Consider the following 986-nt stretch of genomic DNA (forward strand, 5'->3'; position numbering starts at 1 on the left):
CTCGCGGTACGCGTCCACCGCCCCGTCCCACCGCCCGAGCCGGCGCAGCAGATCGGCGCGGGTGGCGTACAGCGGGAAGTAGCCGGTCAGTTCCCCCGCCGAGACCAGGCCCTCCACCAGCGCGAGCCCGTGCCCGGGCCCCTCGGACATCGCGACCGCCACCGCGCGGTTCAGCTCCACCACGGGCCCCGGCGACCATCTGGCCAACTCGCGGTAGAGCAGGGCGATCTGGGGCCAGTCCGTGTCCGCCGCGTCGGACGCCGTGGCGTGGCAGGCCGCGACGGCCGCCTGTACCTGGTACGGGCCCGGCCGGCGCCGCAGCAGCGCGTCCTCCAGGACGGACAGCCCCTCGGCGATCCCGTCACGGTCCCAGAGCGCGCGGTCCTGCCGCTCCAAGGGCACCAGTTCCCCGGCGGCGTCGACCCGCGCGGCACGCCGTGCGTCGTGCAGCAGCATGAGCGCGAGCAGGCCCCGTACCTCCGTGTCGTCCGGCAGCAGTCCGGCCAGCACCCGGGTCAACCGGACGGCCTCGGCGGTCAGTTCACGCCGTACGGGCACCGCGCCGGCCGAGGCGCCGTACCCCTCGTTGTAGAGCAGGTACAGCACGCTCAGCACCGCCGCCGTCCGCTCCGGCAGCCGGTCGGCCGACGGCACCCGGAAGGGGATCCGCGCGTTCCGGATCTTGTTCTTCGCCCGGACCAGGCGCTGCGCCATCGTGGACTCGGAGACCAGGAACGCGTGGGCGATCTCCGCCGTGCTCAGCCCCGCGAGCGACCGCAGGGTGAGGGCGACGCGCGCCTCGGGCACCAGCGCGGGGTGGCAGCAGGTGAAGATCAGCCGCAGGCGGTCGTCGGGCAGCGAGCCGTCCCCGTCCACTCCGTCCTCCTGTTCCCTCGGTGCGCCCGCCGGCGCGCGGTCCGCCAGGCCGGCCACTTCCCGTACGGCCCTGGCCTCGGTCCGCGCGCGGCGCAGCCGGTCCAGCGCCC

At 75.7% G+C, this 986-nt stretch carries 1 protein-coding gene; it reads right to left on the reverse strand.

Annotation, left to right across the window (positions count from 1 at the left end; genetic code table 11):
* On the reverse strand, window positions 1–986 hold a 986-nt coding region (locus tag GT042_RS30545; RefSeq protein ID WP_161311931.1), incomplete at both ends, for a DUF6596 domain-containing protein.

The sequence above is a fragment of the Streptomyces sp. SID3212 genome (assembly GCF_009865405.1).
GTDB lineage: Bacteria > Actinomycetota > Actinomycetes > Streptomycetales > Streptomycetaceae > Streptomyces.